The following is a 23,363-nucleotide window of genomic DNA, read 5'->3' as shown; positions in this document are numbered from 1 at the left end:
TTGGCGCGACAATTGACGCTTTCGGGGGCGCCCGCCTATCAATGGCGCCAGATTGATAAAAGTTTAATAATCCTTCCGGCACCATTCGGCCTACTGCATGATCCTGAAATCAGAGATCAGTTCAAGGATCATGACGCAATTCAAAGTGCCACAGCGTCCTTTCGTGCGTTTGCAAGATGCACGCCGCTTAAGAAAGAGAATCAGGCGCGATCCGCGCAGGCGTTTCTCAAGCGCTTCGAAGGGTCCGTTGCAGTCATGAGGAAACCCACGGGCGCCGATGCCGTTCTCCAATAAACGAAGGCTCCTCTACCTGTACCTGCGCGAAGGCTGGCGCCGCTTTTCGCGCCGGCTTGCGCTCGGCCGCATGACTGCGCTCCGCTTTGCCGGCTCGACGCCCGATCGGTTGATCGTCGCGCCCACCGATCTCAGGGCGATCGATCCCTTCGTCGCCGAGGAAATTCTAGAGGGTCGTTATCCGTTGGGCGGCCGCGTGCTCGACACGGAAGGCGAATCGCCCTTCGAGATCGACTTGCCCTCGCACGAGTTCGCGATCCGGCTGCATTCCTTCGGCTGGCTGCGCCACATGCGTGCCGTCCAGGACGAAGCCGGCTATGTGAAACTGCGCCAGATCATGGACGAATGGATCGGCAGCCACGGTCGCAGCATCGGCGGCATTCCCTGGAAGGCGGATGTCGTCGCCCACCGTATCGTCGCCTGGCTGTCGCATTCGCCGGTGGTGCTGCGCAATGCGGAGCACGGGTTCTATCGGCGCTTCCTGAAGAGCCTCGCCTTCCAGATCCGCTATCTGCGCCACATTGCCCAGACCGTTCCCGACGGGGAGGCGCGGCTGAGGGCCCGCCTCGCAATTGCCATGGCGTCGGTCGCGATGCCGGCCTCGGCCTCTGCGATCCGCAAGGCGGCGCGTCATCTCGATCTGGAGCTCGATCGTCAGATCCTGCCTGACGGCGCCCATTTTTCGCGCAACCCGCGGGCGGGCCTCGATCTGCTGCTCGATCTGCTGCCGCTCCGCCAGACCTATGTCAATCTCGGGCACGAAGTACCGTCGCGGCTCATCCCTTGTATCGACCGGATGTATCCTGCGCTCCGCTTCTTCCGCCATCAGGGCGGAGAGCTCGCACTCTTCAACGGCGCGACGTCGGCGCTTGCGCACGAGCTGGCCTCGGTGCTGCGCTACGACGAAACGGCAGGCGAGCCCTTCCGTTCGCTGCCGCATGCCCAATACGAGCGGCTGTCGCTCGGCGACACCGTCATCATCATGGATACCGGCCTACCTCTTTCGGTCGATCTTTCGCGAAGCGCTCATGCGGGCTGCCTCTCCTTCGAGATGTCGTCTGGTAGAAGCCGTTTCGTCATCAATTCCGGCGCACCGAAATTCGCCGGCGATCGATTCCGGCAGATGGCGCGTCTCACCGCGGCGCATTCCACGATCACGATCAACGACACGTCCTCCTGCCGCTTTTCGCAGTCGGCTTTCATTGGGCCGGTCATGACGAGCGGCCTGTCGCGTGTCGACGTCGAGAGACGGGATGAGCCCGGAAGCATCGAATCGGTCAAGGCGAGCCATGACGGCTATCTCGCTCCCCTCGGGCTGGTTCACGAGCGCGATATCGGGATTTTGAGCGGCGGCCGCCTGGTTCGCGGTCGCGACCGCCTGTCGCGTGAGGACGGCAGCGACCCGGGTCCGGCCGACACAGGAGTCGCGGTCGCCCGTTTCCACATTCATCCGGCAATTGGCATGCGCCAGCGCAGCGAGAGCGAGATATACCTCTCCGCGCCCGACGGCGAGGTCTGGCTCTTTGCCTGCCGAGATGGCGCGTTGGCGATCGAGGAGGACGTCTTCTTCGCGGACCCCTCTGGCGTGCGCGCCTCGTCGCAGATAACGGTAACGTTCGCCGTGGCTGCGCAGCCGGAAATCCAGTGGACTTTCACGCGCGAGGCCTAGGAATCCAAGAAGCTGCCAGCTTCTCGCGGTGCCGAGTGTTTCTTCCCCGGGCAAGCTATGCTAACGGGCAGCCACCCCAATCGCCGGAACCAGTTCCCAAAGCGTCCGGCGCTGCCCAAAGGAGCAAGGTCGATGGCTGTCGCCTCCAAGAAAATCCCCGCCCCGGACGAGGTTCGGATCAAAACCGCCCTCCTTTCCGTTTCCGACAAGAGCGGCGTCGTCGAGCTTGCCCGCGCTTTGCACGAGAAGGGCGTGCGGCTGGTCTCGACCGGCGGCACGCACAAGGCGCTCACCCACGCAGGCCTTCCCGTCAGCGACGTTTCGGAGCTGACGGGTTTTCCGGAGATCATGGACGGCCGCGTCAAGACGCTTCATCCCGGCGTTCATGGCGGTCTTCTCGCCATTCGTGACGACGCCGAACACGTTGGCGCGATGAACACGCACGGCATTGCCGCGATCGATCTCGCCGTCATCAATCTCTATCCGTTCGAGGAGGTCCGCGCCAAGGGCGGCGATTATCCGACCACGGTCGAGAATATCGACATCGGCGGCCCGGCTATGATCCGCGCGTCGGCCAAGAACCATGCCTATGTGACGATCGTCACCGATCCGGCCGACTATTCCCTGCTGCTTGAGGAAATCGCGAGCGGCACGACCCGCTACGCCTTCCGCCAGAAAATGGCGGCCAAGGCCTATGCCCGCACGGCGGCCTATGATGCGGCGATCTCCAACTGGTTCGCCGAGGTGCTCGACACCCCCATGCCGCGCCATCGCGTCATCGGCGGCGTACTCAAGGAAGAGATGCGTTACGGCGAAAACCCGCATCAGAAGGCGGGTTTCTACGTCACCGGCGAGCAACGCCCGGGTGTGGCAACGGCAACGCTCTTGCAGGGCAAGCAGCTCTCCTACAACAACATCAACGACACGGACGCGGCTTTCGAGCTCGTCGCCGAGTTCCTGCCGGAAAAGGCACCGGCTTGCGCGATCATCAAGCACGCCAACCCCTGCGGCGTGGCGACCGCGCCCTCGCTCGCGGAAGCCTATCGGCGGGCGCTTGCCTGCGATTCCACCTCGGCCTTCGGCGGCATCATCGCGCTCAACCAGGAGCTCGACGCCGAGACGGCGGAAGAGATCGTCAAGCTCTTCACCGAAGTGATCATCGCACCGTCGGTCAGCGACGAAGCGAAGGCGGTCATCGCCCGCAAGCCGAACCTGAGGCTGCTTGCGGCCGGCGGCCTGCCGGATCCGCGCACGCCCGGTCTCACCGCCAAGACGGTCGCCGGCGGCCTGCTCGTCCAGACGCGCGACAATGGCATGGTCGAGGACCTGGAACTGAAGGTCGTCACCAAGCGCGCGCCCAGCGCGCAGGAGCTCGAGGATATGAAGTTCGCCTTCAAGGTGGCGAAGCACGTCAAGTCGAACGCGGTCGTCTATGCCAAGGACGGCCAGACGGCCGGCATCGGCGCCGGCCAGATGAGCCGCGTCGACTCCGCTCGCATCGCTGCCATCAAGGCGGAGGAGGCGGCCAAGGCTCTTGGCCTCGCTGAGCCGCTGACGCGCGGTTCGGCAGTCGCCTCGGAGGCCTTCCTGCCCTTCGCCGACGGTCTCCTCTCCGCGATCGCCGCCGGTGCCACCGCGGTCATCCAGCCGGGCGGCTCGATGCGCGACGAAGAGGTCATCGCCGCCGCGAACGAACACAATGTCGCCATGGTGTTCACCGGCATGCGGCATTTCCGGCATTGAGTTTGTCCCGGGACCGTCTTTCTACATGGTCATCCTCGGGCTTGACCCGAGGATCCAGACTCAACCGTTGCCGCGAGCACGGGTGCGGTAGGTAGCACGGTGAGCGCCGGACTGCGCGCCATCCTTGAGCTTTGGTGGCTTGTGAGTGGATCCTCGGGTCAAGCCCGAGGATGACGACTGGAGAGAGCTCAAACCATATCGCCTTGCTGCGGCTTCGCTGGATGCCTTTCCTCGTTCCGCGCCGAGCGCTACGGCGCCCCCTCACGCCGGCCGATGGGCCGGATATGGCGTGCGCAGGAGGAGGGCGAGCCCGACGGCCAGGAAGGCGACCAGCGCCATCATGCCGATCCGGGCCGATCCGGTCATGACCGTGATCGTCGCCACCGAGGCAGGGGCGAGGAACGAAGTGGCGCGTCCGGAAAGCGCGTAAAGCCCGAAATACCGCCCGGTCTCGTCCAGTGAGACGCTGCGGGCGAGATAGGAGCGCGACGATGCCTGGACCGGGCCAAAGGCGAGACCGACCAGCAGGCCATAAAGAATATAGGCCTTCTCGGCCGCGGTGCCGAAGAGCCCGCCCGAATCCTCGTTCGGCAATGGCATGAGCCCGAAAAGCGTGAAGCCCGGCCCTGTCGACACGATACCGAGCGTGGCAAGGGTAAGACAGACGAGACTTGCGACGACGATCCTCTTGGAACCAAGGCGGGCATCGAGCCGGCTCGCGTAAAGGCATCCGCCGATGGCGACGACGTTCAATATGATGCCGTAGAGACCAAGCTCCATCGTCCGCCAGCCGAACATGCCGGCAGCAAAGGTGCCACCGAGCGCGAGCAGACCGTTGACGCCGTCCTGGAAGATCATGCGCGCGATCAGGAAGCGCAATATGCCGGCCCTCTCCTTCAGTTCGCCGAGTGTGCCCTTGAGCTCCGCAAGTCCCCGTGCCGTCGCCCCTGCCAGCGAGGTCGTCGCCTTTTGCGCATCCGGCGTGAACAGGAACATCGGCAGGATGAAGACCAAGTACCAGAGGGCGGAGATCGGACCGGTAATGCGGGCATCCTCGCCTTCATTCGGATCGAGCCCGAACAGCGGATCGAGGCCGAGCGCCGTCTTACCGGTTTCCGGGCTTCCGGCGATGAAAGCGACCACGGCGATCAGGACGATCATGCCGCCGAGGTAGCCCATTCCCCAGGCGATGTTCGATACCCGCCCCACCTCTCTTTCGCTCACGAGACGCGACATCATCGAATCGTTGAAGACGATCGAAAATTCGGCTGCGACGGTCGCGAGCGCCAGAAAAATCGCCGGATAGAGCAGCGGCGAGCCCGGGGCGGCGAACCAGAGCATGCCGAGCGAGATGATCTTGATGACGGCGAAGAAGCCGATCCACGGCTTGCGGGGACCGGTCGCATCGGCGATTGCGCCGAGGACGGGCGAAAGCACGGCGATGGCGATACCCGAGACCGTCAGTGTGTAGCCCCAGACCGCCTGTCCATGGACGGGATCGGCTGCCAGCCGGGAAACGAAGTAGGGCGCGAAGATGAAGGTGGTGATCACGGTGAAGAAGGGCTGCGCCGCCCAGTCGAACAGCATCCAGCTGATTATGCCGAGACGCGGCGTTTTCGGTTGTTCCTCCGCTCGCCCGGCCGTGATCTCCAAGTTTCCCCTCCGAACATGCTCGCTCGCGCCGCTCATGGGCTCAGGCGGGTAGCGGTCTACTCTTTGACGCGGGATGCGGGCGCAAAACCGTTCACGCCTCTCTCTCTCGCTCCGCGTCGAGATCGCGCTCGAACCGGGAATCAGTTCCCCGGACCCGCACGGCCCGGGGGACTTTGTCATTTCGACCTGCCACGTGCAAGGTCGCTGAGAAGGCCGGCTGCGACCGTGACTTTGGCGAGGGTCGTCTCGCCCTTTTCGGTCAGGAGCCTCAATTGATCGCCGACGCTTGAGACGCGTGCGCGATCCTGTTCCTGCCAGGCGAGCACAGGGCTTCGGTCGCGCTTGTGTTCGACAAGTGCGGCGATGGTGATGTCGCGGCGGGCGGTAGCGATATCGGTAACGGCCCGCGACAGCGCCATGGCCTCGAATTGCTCCGTGGCAGGCACGCGGTCGGCGGCGGCGAGCAGGCGGTTGATCCGAAGGTTCTCCGTTACCGCAAAATAGCCCTGAGCCGTGCGGTTCAGTGATTCGCCCGTCACGACGGCGATCTGCATGATCTCCGGTACCAGCGTCATCAGCGACAGCTCGGCGATCTCTTCCGCGAGCTTGGCCGGCACTCCGTTTTCGATGAAGGCGGCGGCCTTCAGGCGTGCTTCCTCGGCGCTCTCGCTCGAGATCGCCGCGCGCATCGTGCCGCGCAGCTTCTGCAGCCCGTCACGCAGTCGCAGGACCGCATCGGAAACAAGCCCGGAGGATGCGCCGGTACGCAGTGCCCTTTCGGTGACGAGTGCGAAAACGCGCCCGACATCCTGATAGAGCCTGTTCTGGACCTGGCCGCCGACTTTGTTGTCGAGTGCGTCGATCTCACCATAGATGCGCGGCAGGTCGAAGCCGTCGAGCGCGAGCACTGCTGCCTTGACGACGTCGGCGGAAAGAAAGCCCGTCGCATCGGTCAGCGTCGAGACGAAGGCAGGACCGCCGCGATTGATCGCTTCGTTCGCGAGCACGGTGGCGATGATCTCGCGGCGCAGCCGATGGCCATGGATGTCGCCGGCATAGGTCTTGCGCATCTTCGCCGGGAAGTAGCGCTCCAGCGTCGCGGTGAAATATGGGTCGTCCGGAAGCTCGCTCTGGATCAATTCGTCGAACAGCACTAACTTGGCATAGGAGAGCAGCACACCGATTTCCGGACGCGTCAGCGGCTTGCCGGCCTGATAGCGTTCGCTCATCGCCTGGTCCGTCGGCAGCGTCTCGACCTTGCGATTGAGATGGCCGTCGGTCTCCAGCCGCGCCATCAGCCGCGCCAGCGGCGTGCGGTTGGCGAGGCCCTGCATCTCGGTGAGCGAGATCGCCAGCGATTGCTGGTAGTTGTTGCGCAGAACGAGCTGGGCGACTTCGTCCGTCATCGAGGCCAGAAGCGTATTGCGCTTGGGCCGGGTCAGGCGGCCGTCGCGCATGGCCGAGGCGAGCGCGATCTTGATGTTGACCTCGACGTCAGAGGAATTGACGCCGGCCGAATTGTCGATGGCGTCGGAATTGCAGCGCCCGCCTGCGAGCGAGAAGCCGATGCGGCCCTTCTGGGTGACGCCGAGATTGGCGCCCTCGCCGATCACCCGTGCCCGCACCTCTTCCGCAGTCACGCGGATCGGGTCGTTGGCGCGGTCACCGACTTCCGCGTCCGTCTCGTTGCTGCCGCGCACATAGGTGCCGATGCCGCCGAACCACAGAAGGTCGACCTGGCTCTTCAGGATCGCGTTCATGATCTCGTAGGGCGTCGCCTTCTGCTTGTCGATGCCGATTGCCGCCATCGCCTCCGGCGTCAGCGTCACCAGCTTCTCGGCGCGCGAAATGATCATCGCTCCGGGCGAAAGCGCCTGGCGGTCATAGTCCTGCCAGCTCGAGCGCAGCAGCGCGAACATGCGCTTGCGTTCGGCAAAGGAGAGATCGGTATCCGGATCCGGATCGATGAAGATGTCGCGATGGTCGAAGGCGGCGATCAGCCGGACCTTTTGCGACAGCAGCATGCCGTTGCCGAAGACGTCGCCCGACATGTCGCCGACGCCGGCAACCGTGAAGGGCGTCGTCTGGATATCGATGTCCATCTCGCGGAAGTGCCGCTTGACGGCTTCCCAGGCGCCGCGGGCAGTGATGCCCATCTTCTTGTGGTCGTAGCCTGCAGAGCCACCGGAGGCGAAGGCGTCGTCGAGCCAGAAGCCCGCTTCCTGGGCGAGCGCGTTCGCCGTGTCCGAGAAGGTTGCGGTCCCCTTGTCGGCCGCGACGACGAAATAGGGATCGTCGCCGTCGAGGCGCAGTGTGTCCTTGGGCGGCACGACGTCCTGGCCGACGATGTTGTCGGTTACCGACAGCAGCGTGCGCACATAGGTCTTGTAGGCTTCGGTCCCGGCCTTGAAAATCTCGTCGCGGCTGCCGCCGACAGGCAACTGCTTCGGATAGAAGCCGCCCTTGGCACCGACCGGAACGATGACGGCGTTCTTCACCTGCTGTGCCTTGACGAGGCCCAGCACCTCGGTGCGGTAGTCCTGCGCCCGGTCGGACCAACGAAGACCGCCGCGCGCCACCTTGCCGAAGCGCAGGTGTACGCCTTCGACCTCGGTGCCGTAGACGAAGATCTCGCGGAATGGCCGCGGCTCGGGCAGGCCTTCAAGCTGCTTCGGATCGAGCTTGAAGGCGAGAACTGCGCGCGGACTTCCGTCCGCTCCCTTCTGGAAATAGTTGGTGCGGAGTGTCGACTGGACGACGTTGACATAGCGGCGCAGGATCCGGTCCTCGTCGAGGCTCGGCACGGCTGAGAGCGCCTCCTCGACGCCCGCGAGCAGGGCGTTGCATTTCTTCGTTCGCGTCTTCGCGTCCGCCTTGGGATCCATGCGTGTCGCAAAGAGACGGAATATATCGGCGGCGATCGCCGGATATTTGTTCAGCGTTTCGGCGATATAGCCCTGCGAGTAGGTGATGCCGGCCTGGCGCAGATAGCGTGCATAGGCGCGCAGCACCGTCACCTCGCGCGCGGTGAGGCCGGCAAGCAGCACCAGCCGGTTGAAGTTGTCGTCCTCGGTCGTGCCGCTCCAGGCGGCGAGGAAGGCTTCCTCCAGCGCCGCGCCGGTCTTGGCGAGATTGAGCGCATGACCGTCACGGTGGATGAGTTCCATATCGTGGAGGACGACGTCGCGCAGCTCCTCGGCGCCGACGCGCACGCCGATGTCGTAGGTCTGCTCGCTGATGACGCGGAAGCCGAGGTTTTCGAGGAGCGGCACGCGGCGGGAGAGCGAGACGGGGGTGTCGGCGTGGAAGATCTTCAGTTCAAGCGTGTCCGGCCTTTCCTGGCTCCGATGATAGAAGGAGATGCGGATCGGATCGTCCGCCTTACAGGCGGCGATGTCGCCGAGGTCGGCATAGGCTTCGCCGGGCGTGAAGGCCGCCTGATAGGCTTCGCCGGCGGAGATCTCGATGCCCTCGTTGCGAGCGAGCAGGTTGAAGCGATCGATCCAGCGGGTGACGATGGCGCGCACCGCTTCCTCGAGCTTGGCCTGCGGAACGCGCGGCGTCTTGCCGCCGGAGCGGCCGATGATGAAATGGACGCGCGCCAGCCCGCCTTCGGGGAAGGCCGGATAATAGGCCGAGACCCGTCCGTCATAGACCGTTTTCAGGTAGTTGCCGATCTTCTCGCGGACGTCGGAATCATATTGCTCGCGCGGCACGAAGACGAGAACGGAGACGAAACGGTCGAAATGGTCGATGCGCGGCAACACGCGCACGCGCGGCCGGTCGCCGAGTTCGTTGATCTGTTCGCAGAAGGCGGCTAGCAGGCCGACGTCAATCTGGAAGAGATCGTCGCGCGGATAGGATTCCAGCGTATTCGCCAGCGTCTTGCCGGAGTGGCTCTGCGGGTCGTAGCCGAAATGATCGATGACCTTCTCGATCTTGTGCCTGAGCAGCGGAATTTCCGCCGCTTGCCTTGTATAGGCGGTCGAGGTGAAGAGCCCGACAATGCGCAGCTCGCCGACGACGTTGCCGGAGGCGTCGAAGCGTTTGATGCCGATATAATCCATATAGGCGCGGCGGTGGATGACGGATTTCACATTCGCCTTGGTGACGATCAGGAAGTCCGGTCCTTCGAGGAAGGCGATGATCTCCGGCGTCGTCAGCACCGCGTCCTTGCCTTGGCGCAAGACTCGTACGTCGGGATTGGACAGAATGCCGAGCCCCCTGCCCTTGCCGCGCTCGACCGTCGCCTTATCGCCCTTGCCGGAATAGGTGTATTCCCGCATGCCGAGGAAGGTGAAATTGTTGTCCCTTAGCCAGCCAAGGAAGGCCAGCGCCTCGTCGCGATCGCTCTTCTTACGGGAGGCGTTGTAATCCGCGAGTTCCTGCATCGCCTGGTCAAGCAGGGCTGTCATCGCCGGCCAGTCGTGCACCGCCTGATGAACCTGGTCGAGGACGTCGGCGATGCGCTTGCTGAGCTGACGCGCCTCGAGCGGTGCAAGCTTGTTCAGGTGGATCTGGATATGGCTGACCCGGTGGGCCGGATCGCTCTCCTCGTCTGGATCGTAGAGCTTCACGGACTCGCCCGGCTCCATTACCAGGATGGGATGGATCGCGAGGTGGATATCGCGATGGGTACTCGTTACCTCGCCCATGACCGAATCATAGAGGAACGGCATGTTGCGCTCGGTGACGGCGATGATCGAGACCTCGGTGCCGCCCGGCGTGACGCCCGGAATGGTTTCCACCGAAACCCGCGGCTTGCCGCCGTCCCAGCGGGCAAGTTCGTCGCGGGCGTGCGCAGCGGTCAGCGCCAGCATTTCGGGCGTGTAGAGGTCGAGGTCGTCGTTACTCGCTCCGCCGAAAAGGATTTCGGGTGGCAGGGTTTCAGCCCCGATCTTGGTCACCGCCGCCCGGGCGGCATCGATATGCCGATCCCGCTTCGGATTGTATTTCACGCCCATGAACTCGCTCCCCACTCAAGACAGGAATCAACCTATCAGAACCATGGCCAATGGCGACCGCTTTTTATGATGGATTTCGGCAAAATCGAGCCTGTTTTTGGAGAAATTCGCGCAGTTTTGGCTTAAATCCATTTAAATCGGAGGCGATTTCGCGAAAATTGCTCGAAAAAACATCAAAACGAACAAAAAAGCCGGCGCGTGGGCCATCGTTGTTTTCGCGTGTCTCATTGACAGGATCGTGACAGCCGGCAGACCACTCGGACGTGGTTCGAATCGAGCCACGAGCGTGGTCGATGCCACTCAGCTGGGACGCGGGGGCGGATAACGGAACGCGCTTTTCGTGGTGCGGCTCCTCAAAGTGCTATGGAGAGCTTTGCGCGTCTGATTAGATATGCGGTGCTGTAGAATCGAAGGATGGGTCGTCTGATGTCCGAAATGCCCGCCACGCGTGGCGCCGTCATTGTCATTTCCAGCCATGTGGTGCGCGGCGCGGTCGGCAATCGTGCGGCCGTCTTCGCCTTGGAAACGCTTGGTCATCGCGTCTGGGCGCTGCCGACCGTCATCCTTCCCTGGCATCCGGGCCACGGCCGGTCGACGCGGGTGACGATGCCGGACGCGGATTTCCGGTCGATCATCGACGATCTCGTCGCTGCGCCCTGGATCGGCGAGGTGCGCGCTGTGCTCTCCGGCTATCTCGGCTCCGCGGAGCAGGCGGCCGGCATCGCCCGGCTGGTGACGGCACTGCGCGAACGCAATCCGGACCTCATCTATGCCTGCGATCCGATCATCGGCGATGCGAACGGCCTTTACGTGCCGGCCGAGATCGCCACCGTTATCCGCGATCTGCTGTTGCCGCTGGCAACGCTGGCGACACCGAACCGCTTCGAACTCTCCTGGTTCGCAGGTGCCGCGCTCGAAACGAATGCGGCAATTCTCGATGCGGCGCTTGGCCTCGGACCGTCACGCGTGCTGGTGACGTCCGCGATCGCGATGATGAGCGGCGGCACGGGCAATCTCTATTTGTCCGGGCGCCATGCGCTGCTTGCCGAGCACCGGCTGGTCGACAATCCGCCGAACGGCACGGGAGACCTGCTTGCGGCGGTATTCCTGGCGCGGCTCATGGAGGGGCTCCCGGAAGAGCGCGCGTTGCAAATGGCGACCGCCAGCGTTTTCGAGATCATCGCCCGGACCAGCAAACGCGGCGCGGATGAACTGACGGTCGAGTTGGATGCATCGAGCCTCGCGACGCCGATGGCGATGGTGCAGATGCGCCGCCTCATGCACCCGAGCCAGGTGCGGAAGGAATAAGGCGGCATAAAAGAAATAGCTCATAAGCCCTCCTCGCTCTTTCGGATGCGCAACGGTCGCTGTAACACTTCGACGCTTCATGGTTCCCGACAGGCCATGCAGCAGTGATTGACAGCGGATGACACGGGGTAACTGATGGATAAGCAGAGCTTTCCGGAACATCTCCTGACCGGCTACCGTAATTTCATGAGCGGTCGCTTCAGCGAACAGCAGCAACGGTACAGGACGCTCGCGGAGAGCGGGCAAAAGCCGACGACGATGGTGATCGCCTGCTGCGATTCGCGCGCTGCGCCCGAAACGATCTTCGACAGCGGCCCGGGAGAACTCTTCGTCGTCCGCAACGTCGCGAATATGATGCCGCCCTACGAACCGGACGGACACTACCATTCGACCTCCGCGGCGCTGGAGTTTGCCGTTCAATCCTTGCGCGTCAGCGATATCGTCGTCATGGGGCACGGCCGTTGCGGCGGTATCAAGGCTGCGCTCGACCCGGAAGCAGAGCCCCTCTCCCCCGGCGATTTCATCGGCCGCTGGATGAACCTCCTGAAGCCCGCTGCCGAACAGATCCAGAGCAACGAGCTCATGACCCAGGCGGAGCGCCAGCGCGCGCTCGAGCGGGTGTCGATCCGCAATTCGATCGCCAATCTCAGGACCTTTCCCTGCGTGCAGATCCTCGAGGCGAAGGGGAAGCTGCGCCTCCACGGCGCCTGGTTCGATATCTCGACCGGCGAACTCTGGGTGATGGACGCGAAGACCGGAGATTTCGCCCGGCCGGGAACGTGAGTCAAAGCATCTGAATCAAATAGGCGCGTTCTTCGATTAGCCCTCATCCGGCCTGCCGGCTACAGCGCTGTGCGTCTTTTCAGACGCACAAAGGACGCTGTAGCACTTTGAATTGCTGCATGTTTTTGTCCTTAAATCGGGTACGATTTAAGGAAACATGCAGTAGGGTGAGGGGCAAACCAAATTATCGCGACATCTGATCTTTTCAGTCGCCGTCGATTTCGGCGCCGATGATGGCGATCGCCTGCTGGTAGACGCTGGCGGCGTTCCAACCCTGGATGGCCGCGTAGTTGACCTCGCCCGGCTGATAGCCGCCGCCCGGCTGCCAACCGTGGCCGCGCAGGAAGTTCGCCGTGGAAGCGAGCGCGTCCGCCTTGGAGCGGACCATGTCGATACGGCCGTTGCCGTCGCCGTCGACGCCGTATTTCAGGACGTTCAGCGGAAGGAACTGCGTCTGGCCGATTTCGCCATGGGCAGCGCCGCGGGCGGTCGGGCTCAGATCGCCGCGCTCGACGAGTTGGAGGGCGGCGTAGAGCTGGTTGGTGAAGTAGTCCGAGCGGCGGCAGTCATAGGCGAGCGTCGAAACCGCGGAGAGGGTATGCTCCTTGCCCATGAAGGAGCCGAAGCCCGTCTCCATGCCCCAGATCGCGATCAGAGGACCGGCCGGAACGCCGTATCGCTGCTCGATGCTGTCGAAAAGCCTGGCGTTCTGCGCCCGCATCTTCTTGCCGCGCGAGATGATCGTCTGGCCGCCGCGTTTTTTCATGAACTGGTCGAACGACAGCTTGAAGCTCTTCTGGCCGCGGTCGGCGCGGATCGTCGCTCTGTTGTAGGAGACATTGGCGAGCGCTTGTTCGACCACCGAAGGGTTGATGCCGTTGCCGGCGGCTTCGCGCTTGAACTCCGCCAGCCAGACGGCAAAGCCGCTGCCGTCATTGCCGCATTGCGCCGCGATGGCGGTGGCCGGAAGAATTATGGTTGAGATGAGGGCCGCAAGGCCTGCGGCTGCGCATTTCGCCATATGCATGAGATACCCCGTCATTGCCCGAATATGTTGCCTTCGAAAATCTCTGCAGACCCTGTCATGTGCCCCGCAGTGCGGCCCGCCATGGTTTCACGTGAATCCGTCTTAATGCGAAACCCCGCAGGCCAAAGGTCCGAGCGGGGTTCCGTTTGCATTCCGATTGTGGCCTTTCTAGGCGGCCTGCTTGCGCGGCTTGATCAGACCGCGATTGACCAGGAGCTCCGCGATCTGGACGGCGTTGAGCGCCGCGCCCTTGCGCAGGTTGTCCGAGACGATCCACATGTTAAGTCCGTTCTCGACCGTCGCGTCTTCGCGGATGCGCGAGATATAGGTCGCGTCCTCGCCGGCGCATTCGTAAGGCGTCACGTAGCCGCCGTTCTCGTGCTTGTCGACGACCAGGCAACCCGGAGCCTCACGCAGGATCTCGCGCGCTTCGTCGGCGGTGATCTCGTTTTCAAACTCGATATTGACCGATTCCGAATGGCCGATGAAGACCGGAACGCGCACGGCCGTGCAGGTCACCTTGATCTTCGGGTCGAGCATCTTCTTGGTCTCGGCCAAAACCTTCCACTCTTCCTTGGTGTAGCCGTCTTCCATGAAGACGTCGATGTGCGGAATGACGTTGAACGCGATGCGCTTGGTGAACTTCTTGCTCTCGATCGGATCGGCGACGAAGACGGCGCGCGTCTGGTTGAAGAGCTCGTCCATGCCGTCCTTGCCGGCGCCGGAAACCGACTGGTAGGTGGAAACGACGACGCGCTTGATCCTGGCGCGATCGTGCAGCGGCTTCAGCGCCACCACGAGCTGCGCGGTCGAGCAATTCGGGTTGGCGATGATGTTCTTCTTGGAAAACTGCGCGATCGCGTCCGGGTTCACTTCCGGAACGATCAGCGGCACGTCGGCGTCGTAGCGCCAGGCGGAAGAATTGTCGATGACGACGCAGCCCTGCTGGCCGATCTTCGGAGAATACTTCTGCGAAACCGCGCCGCCTGCCGACATCAGGCAGATGTCGGTGTCGGAGAAATCGTAGGTTTCGAGGTTGGAGACCTTGAGCGTCTTGTCGCCGTAGGACACCTCGGTGCCGATGGAGCGCGAGGAGGCGAGCGCTATCACCTCGTCTGCCGGAAAGCCACGCTCCGAAAGGATGTTCAGCATCTCCCGGCCGACATTGCCGGTGGCGCCTGCGACAGCAATCTTGAAACCCATGATCTAAGCTCTCTTTCTGTCTCTCCTCGTCTGGTGGAGGGGAAAGCCGCGCGGACCGCCCGCGAGGTTCCTGTCCCCGGCCTTACCGGGGAGAGAGCGGAGGGCCAGAGACGTCAGACGGTTTTCGTCGTCGTTTTGGCCGTGGTTTTGCTAGCGAGCGAGAAATGGCTAACCCGCCCGGCGGATTGGGCCGGCAGGTTCAGCGCAGCGATGGACGCACCGTTCGGTCGCATGGCGGTTTCCTCGTTCGCCGCTGCTCATACCCGCTTTTGGGGAAGAGTCAAGTCGATGGCGCTTTCCCCGCGTCATGATGACGGCATTAGACGAAAGTCATAAGCCCAAAGCATCTCTGACTTGCGTACCACTTTTCTGACATCCTCTCATCAGGCGTACCACGTTGCCGGCTTCGGGGAGGAGCACGGGAACACCCATGGGCGCTCCAATATGCCTTTTGAAGTGGAGGATCATCAAAATGGCACATGTCGCAACAGCGGACGGCGTGAAAAAAGCCGGTCCCATGACCGCGGAGGAGAAGAAGGTCATCTTCGCCTCGTCGCTCGGCACCGTCTTCGAATGGTATGATTTCTATCTCTACGGGTCGCTTGCCCTCTATATTGGCGCGACATTCTTCAGCCAGTACCCGGAAACCACGCGCAACATCTTCGCGCTGCTGGCCTTTGCCGCCGGCTTCCTGGTGCGCCCCTTCGGCGCCTTGGTCTTCGGCCGTCTCGGCGACCTCGTCGGCCGCAAATACACCTTCCTCATCACCATCCTGATCATGGGCCTGTCGACCTTTCTCGTCGGCGTCCTGCCCGGTGCCGCCTCGATCGGCATTGCTGCGCCGATCATCCTGATCGCCCTGCGCCTGCTGCAGGGTCTGGCGCTTGGCGGCGAGTATGGCGGTGCGGCAACCTATGTGGCCGAGCACGCGCCGCATGGTCGGCGCGGCTACTTCACTTCGTGGATCCAGACGACGGCGACGCTCGGTCTGTTCCTGTCGCTGGTCGTTATCCTGTTCGTGCAGTTTTGGGTCGGCAAGGAGGCCTTCGCCGAGTGGGGTTGGCGCATACCCTTCCTGCTCTCCTTCGTGCTTCTCGGCGTTTCCGTCTGGATCCGGCTGAAGATGAACGAATCGCCCGCCTTCAAGAAGATGAAGGAAGAAGGCAAGGGTTCGAAGGCACCGCTGACGGAGGCCTTCGGCCACTGGCGCAATGCCAAGATCGCCCTTCTCGCGCTCTTCGGTGCCGTCGTCGGCCAGGCCGTCGTATGGTATTCTGGCCAGTTCTACGCGCTGTTCTTCCTGCAGAACATCCTCAAGGTCGACGCTCAGGCGGCAAATCTGATGGTCGCCGCATCGCTCTTGCTCGGAACCGGCTTTTTCGTCTTTTTTGGCTGGCTTTCCGACAAGATTGGCCGCAAGCCGATCATCATGGCCGGACTGCTGCTCGCGATGCTCACCTATTTCCCGCTGTTCAAGGCAATGACCTGGGCGGGCAACCCGGCGCTTGCCGAAGCGCAGCAGAATATCCGCGCGACGGTTACGGCCGCCCCGGGCGACTGCAACTTCCAGTTCAACCCCACCGGCGTCCAGAAGTTCACAACCTCGTGCGATATCGCTACGGACTTCCTGACCAAAAACTCCGTTCCCTATGACGTCGTGACCACGGCTGCGGCGGGGACCCCGGCAACGGTGAAGATCGGCGAAACGACGATCAGCGGCTATGACGCCACGGCTGCCGGCGACAAGGCCAAGGCGCAGGACGCTGCCTTCAAGAAGCAGGTCAACATGACGCTCCAGGCCTCCGGCTATCCGCTGGTTCGCGGGGCTGCCAAGGTTCCGGAATCGAAGGTCGACGCATTCGTAGCCGGGAATCCAGAGCTGGCGCTCGATGCCGCGGCGATCCGCGCCGGTGAAAAGACCATGGTTCCGGCCGACAAGCTCATTGCCGACAAGCTGCTCACCAAGGAGGAAGTCGGCAGCGCCACCGAAATGGCGGTCTATTCGATCGACAAGGGTGGCGCCTTCAGCATGGTGGCCGACCCGGCCCGCGTCAACTGGACGGTGATCATCGCCGTGCTGACCGTGCTCGTCATCTACGTGACGATGGTCTATGGCCCGATCGCGGCACTGCTCGTCGAGCTCTTCCCGACCCGCATCCGCTATACCGGCATGTCGCTGCCCTATCACATCGGCAACGGCTGGTTCGGCGGCTTGCTTCCGGCAACGGCCTTCGCGATGAGCGCAGCCAAGGGCGATATCTACTATGGTCTGTGGTATCCGATCGTCTTTGCCGGCCTCACCCTGGTCATCGGCCTCTTGTTCCTGCCGGAAACCAAGGACCGCGACATCCACGCAATGGATTGAGCGGAGCACTATGAAGCGCGGGATGGGGCGGAAACCTCATCTCGCTTCAAAAGAATCTCTCCCGACTCCGGCGCGGTTTTCCGCGCCGGCTTTTTATTTGCCGCTTCGGCTATGCCCGGGATTCTTCAGCACGGGTAAGCGCCCTGTGCCGAAGGCAAACAGCCAGCCTTGCCGGGCGAAGACGAAGGCCATCATCAGCGCGACCCAGAGCCCGAGGAGCAGGCCAGCGGCGACATCGCTTGGATAGTGGGCGCCGACGACCACGCGCGAGACGCCGATGAGCAAGGCCGACAGCAGGAACAGCGGCCGAAGCTGCGGCATCACCATGGCGAAGGCGCCGAAAAAGGCGCCGGCGGCGGTGGAATGCCCGGATGGAAAGCTCTCGAACAGGGTGTCGCCCGTGAACGGTGTGAGGCTATAGGCGCCGTAGTCGGCGAAGAGTTCGGGACGCGCCCGGCCAATCAGGAATTTCAAACCGTGCACCAGCGCGCTCGCCGTTCCGATCGTCAACAGGAAGTAGGCCGAGAGGTTGCGAGCCGCGCGCGCTCTCTGCCGCACCGTATCGCGCGCGGACGCCCGCCTGACGATGAAGGCAATAAGCAGCAGCACGGCCGAGGTGTAGATCATCCAGGCAAAGGTGCCGATATCGGTGATGGCGCGGTTGAAGGCGACGATCTCCTCAGGCAGGCCTTGCGCCCATTCGGAAAGATGCGGATCGAAGGGTATGAAGGCGACGACGAGCACGATCGTCATCAGCCAGATCCAGGCGGTCAAAGAAAACGGTTGCTTCATGGTACTCCTTCCTTCGCCTCACGGATGTGAAGGTCCCGCCGGCGAAATCAAGAGGCGTGAGACGAAAACACCCCCGGCCGAAGCCGGAGGTGCGGAGGTCATCGGAAGCCGTTGGGACGGCGATCGTCAGGCGGAAAGGGCCTTGAACTCGGCGAGGATCGCGTCGCCCATCTCGGTGGTGCCGACTTGGCGGCAGCCTTCCGCCATGATGTCGCCGGTGCGGATGCCCTTGTCGAGCACGTTGGCGATCGCCTTTTCCAGATTGTCCGCTTCCTTCACCAGGTTGAAGGAGTAGCGCAGGCACATGGCGAAGGAGGCGATCATGGCGATCGGGTTGGCGATGCCCTTGCCGGCGATGTCCGGGGCCGAGCCGTGCACCGGCTCATAGAGCGCCTTGCGCTTGCCGGTCTTGGCATCGGGCGCGCCGAGCGAAGCCGAGGGCAGCATGCCGAGCGAACCGGTGAGCATCGCAGCGACGTCGGACAGCATGTCGCCGAAGAGGTTGTCAGTGACGATCACATCGAACTGCTTCGGCTGGCGCACGAGCTGCATGCCGCCGGCATCCGCCAGCATATGCTCGAGCTCAACGTCGGGATATTTCGCCTTGTGCGTTTCGGTAACCACCTGGTTCCAGAGCACGCCGGACTTCATGACGTTGCGCTTTTCCATCGAGCAGACGCGGTTTTTGCGGGTGCGCGCAAGTTCGAAGGCGACGCCGGCGATGCGCTCGATCTCGTAGGTATCGTAGACCTGCGTGTCGATGCCGCGCTTCTGGCCGTTGCCGAGGTCGATGATCTCCTTCGGCTCGCCGAAATAGACGCCGCCCGTCAGCTCGCGGACGATGAGGATGTCGAGACCCTCGACGAGTTCCGGCTTCAGCGAGGACGCGTTGGCGAGCGCCGGATAGCAGATGGCGGGCCTCAGGTTGGCGAAGAGTTCCAGATCCTTGCGCAGCCTGAGGAGGCCGGCTTCCGGCCGCACTTCGTAGGGCACCGCATCCCATTTCGGTCCGCCGACGGCACCGAAGAGCACGGCATCGGCGGCAAGCGCCTTTACCATGTCGCCTTCCGAGATCGCCGCGCCGTGGGCGTCATAGGCCGAACCACCCACGAGCCCCTCGTCCGTCACGAAGCCGGCGTCGAGCTCGGCATTCATGTAAGCAATGATTTTGCGGACTTCCGCCATGGCTTCCGGGCCGATGCCGTCGCCGGGCAGAAGGAAGAGATTGCGCACAGTCATGGATAGTCCTTTTCGCGGGGAACCACTGCACGTTCCCTTAAATCCCGCCCGATTTAAGGATGAGAGCATGCAGCACCTTAAAATGCACAGCGATCTTAGTGCGTCCAAACAGACGCACGGTGCTGTAGGCCGCGTTCTTAGCGCAACTTCGTTTCGAGGGAAATTGCATCGGCGAAAGAATTGTACGGCTCCTTCTTCTCACCGTTATCGCCTGCCCAGCCCTCCCTCAACCACGTTTCCGCTTGACGGAATCAAGTGCAGCGGCTCGAATGGCCGAGCTGCACACCCCGGGGTTTCCGATATGTCCGAGACGCTTCTTGTCGGTGCCTTTCTCGCCGCGCTCTCCTATACGCTGATCCCCGGCCCCGCCTTTCTGGCGCTGCTCGGCATCGGCGCCGGCCAGGGTCGAAGAGCCGGTGCGCTTTTCATGGGCGGCCATCTTGCCGGCGATCTTCTGTGGTCGGGGCTGGCGCTCGTCGCCATTATCGGCGCCCGGTCGATCGGCACGGCAGTCTTCGATGTTCTCGGCCTCATCTGCGGCGCCTATCTCGCCTGGATCGGCTGGACGGCCCTCAACGCCCGCCCGAAGGGCGAGAACAGGCCGCTCCTGACGGTCGAGCGGCCGCTCAGGCGTGGGCTCATCTTCGGACTTACCAATCCCAAGGGCTATCCGGTCGCGCTTGCGACCTTTACCGCACTTCTCGCCGGTTCCGCCAATGCGCTGGAATTCACTGCCCTGCCCATGCTGCTCGCCGTGTCGCTGACCGGTTTCCTGATTGCCGACGTGATCCTGATCGCGATCATCGGCGCCTCCGTCGTGCGCCGCTTCTACCGCCGTCACGAGCTGACGATCGTCCGGCTGTCGGGGCTGCTCTTCATCGGTTTCGCGGCGCAAGCGGTCTGGCATGCGGCGCCCGGCCTTTTTGGCATGCGCAAACCTTGACGGCCGGCTTCGGCCGGACCACCTGACTTTCTCCGCGCCTCGCGCGCAACCTCTTCCGGCTTTGCCGGTCCTGCATGCGAAAGGAATCCCATGACTGCGAGTGCTTCGCTCAATCCCGCCCTGGTGAACTGGACCGGGCATGAAGGTCTGCCGCGTTTCGAAGCGATCAAGGACGAAGATTTCGCGCCCGCCTTCGATGCGGCCTTCGCGAGCCACGACGCGGAGGTCGACGCGATCGCCAACAATCCGGAGCCGCCAAGCTTCGAGAACACCATCGTGGCGCTGGAAATCGCCGGAGATGATCTTTCGCGCGTCTCTGCGCTTTTCTGGACCAAGGCGGGAGCACATACCAACGAGATGATCCAGGCGCTCGAGCGCGAGATCGCGCCGAAGATGTCGCGGCATTACTCGAAGATCGGCACCAATCCCGCCCTATTCCGCCGAATCGATACGCTCTGGGAGCAGCGGGAAGAGCTCGGCCTCGATCTCGAGGCGACGCGCGTCCTCGAACGGCACTGGAAGGGCTTTGTGAAATCGGGCGCCAAGCTCGAAAAACCCGAGCAGGAGCGTCTTGCGGCGATCAACGAGAGGCTCGCCGGTCTCGGAGCGAAATTCGGTCAGAACGTGCTTGCCGACGAGAAGGACTGGGTGCTGCTGCTGACAAGCGAAGAGGACCTGGCGGGTCTCCCCGACTTCCTCAGGGACGCGATGGCGGCCGTCGCGCGCGACCGCGGCGAGGAGGGTAAATACGCGGTCACTCTGTCGCGTTCGATCATCGAGCCGTTCCTGACCTTTTCGGAGAACCGGGAGCTTCGCGAGCAGGCGTTCCGAGCCTGGACGGCGCGCGGCGAAAACGGCGGCGAGACCGACAACCGCGCCATCATCGCCGAGACGCTCGCACTCAGGGCGGAGAAGGCGAAGCTGCTCGGCTACGCGAACTATGCGAGCCTGAAGCTCGACGATACGATGGCGAAGACGCCGGAGGCCGTCACGAGCCTGTTGCTGCAGGTCTGGGAAAAGGCGGTGGCACGCGCCCGTGAAGAGGAGGCCGATCTCGCCAAGCTGATCGCGGCGGAAGGCCGCAATCACGAGGTCATGCCGTGGGACTGGCGCCACTATGCCGAAAAGCTGAGGACTGAAAAGTTCAGCTTCTCGGAAAGCGAGTTGAAGCCCTATCTGCAGCTCGAAAAGATCATCGATGCCTGCTTCGATGTCGCCCATCGTCTTTTCGGCATCATGGCGACGGAGAAGAAGGGTATTACCGCCTATCATCCGGATGTCCGCGTCTTCGAGATTCGCGACGCCTCGGGCAAGCTCGTGGCGCTCTTCCTCGGCGACTATTTCGCCCGTCCCTCCAAGCGCTCCGGCGCCTGGATGAGCTCGTTCCAGTCGCAGCACAAGCTGAAGCTCGAGAACGGCACGATCGGCGAAATCCCGATCGTGTACAATGTCTGCAATTTCGCAAAGCCCGCCGACGGCAAGCCGGCATTGCTCTCGATCGATGACGCCCGCACCCTCTTCCACGAATTCGGCCACGCACTGCACGGCATGCTTTCCGATGTCACCTACCCGACCGTCTCCGGCACCGGCGTTTCGCGCGATTTCGTCGAACTGCCGTCGCAGCTTTATGAACATTGGCTGACGGTGCCGGAGATCCTGAGGAAATATGCGATCCACTACCGGACCGGCGAACCGATGCCCGAGGCGCTGCTCGACAAGGTGCTTGCGGCCCGAACTTTCAATTCCGGCTTCGCCACCGTCGAGTTCACCGCCTCGGCGCTCGTCGACATGGCCTACCACACGGCGGAACCGGTCAGCGATCCGATGATGCTGGAAGCGGCGACACTCGAGAAAATCGGCATGCCGAAATCGATCGTCATGCGTCACCGCAGCCCGCACTTCCTGCACGTCTTCTCCGGCGACGGCTATTCCGCCGGCTACTACTCTTACATGTGGTCGGAAGTGCTCGACGCCGACGCCTTCGCCGCCTTCGAGGAGACCGGCAATCCCTTCGACCCCGCGATGGCGGCCAGGCTCAAGGACAACATCTATTCCGTCGGCGGCTCGATAGACCCGGAAGACGCCTATAAGGCCTTCCGCGGCAAGCTGCCGAGCCCGGACGCGATGCTGGCGAAGAAGGGGTTGGTGGCCGTAGCGCCGCCCTCGCCCGCCTCTTAGTCCGCCTACTCCACTCCCAGCACCGCAAGGAGGTTGCGCATCCGCGCCGCTGCCAAATCCGGCTTGTCCAGCACATTGGCCTGATCGGCCAGACGGAAGATGTCGGCATAATGCAGGAGCCCGCGAGCCGACTGCAGGCCGGCCGGCAGGGTGAAGTGGCGCTGGTGGCCGTTGAGCCAGGCGAGGAAGACGACGCCGGCCTTGTAATATTGCGTCGGCGCCTCGAAGATCTTGCGCGACAAGGGTACGGTCGGCTCGATCGTGCCGCGGAAGGTCGAAAGATCGCCCGCCGCGAGAGCAGCGAGCGCCTTGGAGGCGGACGGCGCGACGGCGTCGAAGATGCCGAGCAGTGCGTGGCTGTATCTCTCGCCATCGCCCTCGATCAGCTCCGCATAGTTGAAGTCGTCACCGGTGAAGCAGAGCACGCCGTCCGGCAGGCCGTTGCGCAGCGCCACCTCCTTGGCATTGTCGAGCAGCGAGATCTTGATGCCCTCGACCTTGGCGCTGTTCTCGCCAATGATCGACAGCACGGTCGCGAGCGCCTCCTCGAAGTTCTCCGAGCCCCAGTAACCTTTGAGTTGCGGGTCGAACATGTCGCCGAGCCAGTGCAGCACGACCTTTTCCTTCGCCTGGCCGAGAATATGGCCGTAGACGCGCCGGTAATCGTCGGCAGAGCGCGCCACCCGCGCAAGCGCGCGGCTCGCCATCATGATCGCCCGGCCGCCCTCTCCCTCGACAAAACCGATCTGCTCCTCGTAAGCCGCGATGACCTCCTCGATCGACCGCGCTTGCGCGGGTGAAAGCTGGTCGGTGCCGGCGCCGCAGGCAAGATCGGCGCCCGGAACGCTCCGCGCCTCGGCGAGCGAACGGCGGATCAGTTGCTGGGCGTCGGCCCAGGAAAGGCCCATGCCGCGCTGGGCGGTATCCATCGCCTCGGCGATCTTGAAGCCGAGCCCCCACAGATGATGGCGGAACGCCATCGTCGCCTCCCAGTCGATCGCCGGATTTCCCCAGGGGTCGACGTCGCGAGGCGGATCGGAAACGACATGCGCCGCCGCATAGGCGATGCGGTTGAAGCGCGGCACCGCACCCGGCCGGGCGATCGGCGTTCCCTGGAGCCGGTATTCTTCGAGCGAGCCGTCTTGGCGCGGCAGCAAAACGCTGGTCATCGGCATGCATCCTCCTCTAGTTTGCGGCATCGA

The 23,363-nt window shown here is 63.2% G+C and carries 14 protein-coding genes; 7 read left to right on the top strand and 7 right to left on the bottom strand.

What is annotated here, in order from left to right; translation table 11 throughout:
- The first annotated feature begins 277 nt into the window (after positions 1 to 277).
- Both M728_RS15770 and purH read left to right on the top strand, forming a co-directional pair.
- On the top strand, positions 278 to 1,963 hold the full coding sequence (locus tag M728_RS15770) for a heparinase II/III family protein (protein WP_026619502.1): 1,686 nt from the start codon (positions 278 to 280) through the stop codon (positions 1,961 to 1,963).
- Between the two features lie 132 nt (positions 1,964 to 2,095).
- The gene (purH, locus tag M728_RS15765) at positions 2,096 to 3,706 is read left to right on the top strand and encodes a bifunctional phosphoribosylaminoimidazolecarboxamide formyltransferase/IMP cyclohydrolase (RefSeq protein WP_026619503.1); all 1,611 of its coding nucleotides are present in this window, start codon (positions 2,096 to 2,098) and stop codon (positions 3,704 to 3,706) included.
- 261 nt (positions 3,707 to 3,967) lie between these two features.
- Here the strand turns inward: purH and M728_RS15760 are convergent, their stop codons facing one another.
- Together M728_RS15760 and M728_RS15755 are read right to left on the bottom strand one after the other, a co-directional pair.
- Positions 3,968 to 5,359: an MFS transporter gene (locus M728_RS15760; protein ID WP_026619504.1), complete on the bottom strand. Its 1,392-nt coding sequence runs from the start codon at positions 5,357 to 5,359 to the stop codon at positions 3,968 to 3,970.
- Positions 5,360 to 5,535: 176 nt separating this feature from the next.
- Complete coding sequence (locus tag M728_RS15755) at positions 5,536 to 10,323, bottom strand: NAD-glutamate dehydrogenase (RefSeq protein ID WP_026619505.1); 4,788 nt, start codon at positions 10,321 to 10,323, stop codon at positions 5,536 to 5,538.
- Positions 10,324 to 10,749: 426 nt separating this feature from the next.
- Here M728_RS15755 and pdxY point away from each other — a divergent pair, with 426 nt between their 5' ends.
- Both pdxY and M728_RS15745 read left to right on the top strand, forming a co-directional pair.
- A complete protein-coding gene (pdxY, locus tag M728_RS15750) occupies positions 10,750 to 11,631 on the top strand; it encodes a pyridoxal kinase PdxY (protein ID WP_026619506.1) in 882 nt (293 codons plus the stop codon).
- A 135-nt stretch (positions 11,632 to 11,766) separates the two neighbouring features.
- Entirely contained in the window at positions 11,767 to 12,414 is a 648-nt protein-coding gene (locus M728_RS15745) for a carbonic anhydrase (RefSeq protein ID WP_026619507.1), read from the top strand.
- A 205-nt stretch (positions 12,415 to 12,619) separates the two neighbouring features.
- Here M728_RS15745 and M728_RS15740 read toward each other — a convergent pair whose 3' ends face one another.
- Both M728_RS15740 and M728_RS15735 read right to left on the bottom strand, forming a co-directional pair.
- The gene (locus M728_RS15740) at positions 12,620 to 13,441 is read right to left on the bottom strand and encodes a lytic transglycosylase domain-containing protein (RefSeq protein ID WP_026619508.1); all 822 of its coding nucleotides are present in this window, start codon (positions 13,439 to 13,441) and stop codon (positions 12,620 to 12,622) included.
- A gap of 168 nt (positions 13,442 to 13,609) precedes the next feature.
- Positions 13,610 to 14,644: an aspartate-semialdehyde dehydrogenase gene (locus M728_RS15735; protein WP_026619509.1), complete on the bottom strand. Its 1,035-nt coding sequence runs from the start codon at positions 14,642 to 14,644 to the stop codon at positions 13,610 to 13,612.
- A 472-nt stretch (positions 14,645 to 15,116) separates the two neighbouring features.
- Between M728_RS15735 and M728_RS15730 the strand changes: the two genes are divergently transcribed.
- Positions 15,117 to 17,009 carry an MFS transporter gene (locus M728_RS15730; protein ID WP_026619510.1) on the top strand — a complete coding sequence of 631 codons (1,893 nt, stop codon included), beginning with the start codon at positions 15,117 to 15,119 and terminating at the stop codon, positions 17,007 to 17,009.
- Between the two features lie 93 nt (positions 17,010 to 17,102).
- On the opposite strand, the gene M728_RS15725 is transcribed toward M728_RS15730, so the two are convergent.
- Positions 17,103 to 17,801: a phosphatase PAP2 family protein gene (locus M728_RS15725; RefSeq protein ID WP_026619511.1), complete on the bottom strand. Its 699-nt coding sequence runs from the start codon at positions 17,799 to 17,801 to the stop codon at positions 17,103 to 17,105.
- 126 nt (positions 17,802 to 17,927) lie between these two features.
- Positions 17,928 to 19,040: a 3-isopropylmalate dehydrogenase gene (gene leuB, locus M728_RS15720; protein ID WP_026619512.1), complete on the bottom strand. Its 1,113-nt coding sequence runs from the start codon at positions 19,038 to 19,040 to the stop codon at positions 17,928 to 17,930.
- Between the two features lie 301 nt (positions 19,041 to 19,341).
- On the opposite strand from leuB, the gene M728_RS15715 reads away from it, so the two are divergent.
- Both M728_RS15715 and M728_RS15710 read left to right on the top strand, forming a co-directional pair.
- The gene (locus tag M728_RS15715) at positions 19,342 to 19,983 is read left to right on the top strand and encodes a LysE family translocator (protein ID WP_026619513.1); all 642 of its coding nucleotides are present in this window, start codon (positions 19,342 to 19,344) and stop codon (positions 19,981 to 19,983) included.
- A gap of 90 nt (positions 19,984 to 20,073) precedes the next feature.
- Positions 20,074 to 22,161 (top strand): M3 family metallopeptidase, encoded by a 2,088-nt coding sequence (locus M728_RS15710; protein WP_026619514.1) that lies wholly within the window; start codon positions 20,074 to 20,076, stop codon positions 22,159 to 22,161.
- Positions 22,162 to 22,166: 5 nt separating this feature from the next.
- Here M728_RS15710 and M728_RS15705 read toward each other — a convergent pair whose 3' ends face one another.
- Positions 22,167 to 23,330 (bottom strand): dihydrodipicolinate synthase family protein, encoded by a 1,164-nt coding sequence (locus M728_RS15705; RefSeq protein ID WP_026619515.1) that lies wholly within the window; start codon positions 23,328 to 23,330, stop codon positions 22,167 to 22,169.
- Positions 23,331 to 23,363 lie beyond the last annotated feature (33 nt).

The organism is Ensifer sp. WSM1721 (assembly GCF_000513895.2).
Taxonomy (GTDB): domain Bacteria; phylum Pseudomonadota; class Alphaproteobacteria; order Rhizobiales; family Rhizobiaceae; genus Sinorhizobium.
The sequence above is the reverse complement of the archived record's forward strand: the minus strand, read 5'-3'. Positions and strand labels throughout refer to the sequence as shown.